This window comes from Promicromonospora kroppenstedtii DSM 19349, assembly GCF_000515355.1.
Lineage (GTDB): Bacteria > Actinomycetota > Actinomycetes > Actinomycetales > Cellulomonadaceae > Promicromonospora > Promicromonospora kroppenstedtii.
Genome location: NZ_KI911709.1, coordinates 4,452 through 5,851 on the forward strand (window position 1 = coordinate 4,452; position 1,400 = coordinate 5,851).

At 72.8% G+C, this 1,400-nt stretch carries 1 protein-coding gene and 1 pseudogene; one reads left to right on the forward strand and one right to left on the reverse strand.

The genetic code is table 11. From position 1 onward, the window contains the following. Positions 1-205 (forward strand): annotated as a pseudogene (locus PROKR_RS19375) (GNAT family N-acetyltransferase); the annotation flags it as partial. Here PROKR_RS19375 and PROKR_RS19380 read toward each other — a convergent pair. Next, positions 187-1,101: an EamA family transporter gene (locus tag PROKR_RS19380; protein WP_036965955.1), complete on the reverse strand. Its 915-nt coding sequence runs from the start codon at positions 1,099-1,101 to the stop codon at positions 187-189. The pseudogene PROKR_RS19375 and the gene PROKR_RS19380 sit on opposite strands and share 19 nt — an antisense overlap. Between the last annotated feature and the right edge of the window lie 299 nt (positions 1,102-1,400).

The window sequence follows — 1,400 nt, forward strand, 5'->3', positions numbered from 1 at the left end:
GCTGATGCGGGAGTGCCTGGACCGGGCCGCGCGCGACGGCGGACGCGACGGCGCCCCGGGCACGCGGCGGGTCGTGCTCTCGACCAACACGATCGCCCACGGCTCGCACCGGCTCTACGAGCGGCTCGGCTTCGTGCGCGACCCCGCCCGCGACTGGACGCCGGTGCCCGGCGTGGACCTCCTCTGCTACGTACGGGAGCTGTAGCGTCGCGGCGGCCGCAGCAGCCCTGACGTGATCGCCACGCCGAGCAGGAGCAGCAGCCCGCCGCCCACCTCGGCCGCGTTCGGCACCTCGCCCTGCGCGAGCCAGGCCGCCGTCATGCCGAACACGGGCACGAGCATGGTGAAGGGCACCACCGCGCTTGCCCGGTGCCGCGCCAGCAGCGTGTTCCAGATGCCGTAGCCCACCAGGCTCGCGAGCCATGCGGTGTACAGGGTGGACAGCGCGGCGGCCCAGGTCGGGTGCGACAGCGAGTGGCCGACGGCAGCAGGCCCGTCCAGCACGAGCGCCAGCGCGAACATCGGCACGGGCACCACCAGCGCCGACCACACGGTCATGGAGAGGCCGGCCAGCGGCGTCGGCCGGCTGCCGCTCGCCTGCGTCACGGTCCCCAGCCGCCGCACGATCACGTTTCCCGTCGCCCAGGATGCCGCGGCGCCGAGCGTGAGCAGGAACGCGAGCCCCGGAGTCGCGGCGGACCGGCCCAGGCCCACGATCACCAGGCCGACCGCGCCGAGCAGCACGCCGACGAGCTGCGGCGGAGTCGGGCGCTCGCGCAGGGCGACGCTCGCGAACAGGACGGTGAGCACCACCTGCGCCTGGAGCACGAGCGAGGCGAGGCCGGGCGGCATGTCCAGCCAGATCGCGGTGTACATCAGGGCGAACTGGCCGAGGCTGAGGAACAGCCCCACCACCAGCACGTCTTTCATCGGCACGGCAGGCCGGGGGACCAGGAAGATCGCCGGGACGAGCACCACCACGAACCGGATCGCGACGAAGAGCACCGGCGGCACGTCGTCCACGCCGACGTCGATCGCGAGGAAGTTGGTGCCCCAGATGGCCATGACGAGCACGGCGAGGAGCGAGTGGCGCAGGGGCATGGCGTCATCGTCGGCCGCGCCGACGCGGTACGTCCATCGCGTATCACTGGCCGACCGTTCAGTGGCGCTGAACGGTGACCGCGGCCTGACTACGTACTTTCCCGATCTTGTTCCACCGAGCGGGTGAAAAGTAGCGTCGCGGGCAACGGGAGACACACGTTCGCGAAGGAGCGTCCGATGCGTAGCACCAGATTCCGCACGACCCGCACCACGGTCACGGCGGCCGCCGCCGCGGCCCTCGTCCTGTCCGCCTCGCTCGTCGCGTCCGCGGCCACCCAGCACGCGCCCGACGGCGGCGC

Bases quoted from the DNA above. Each gene is read 5' to 3' on its own strand.
- PROKR_RS19380 (WP_036965955.1), bottom strand. From the start codon at position 1,101: ATGCCCCTGCGCCACTCGCTCCTCGCCGTGCTCGTCATGGCCATCTGG.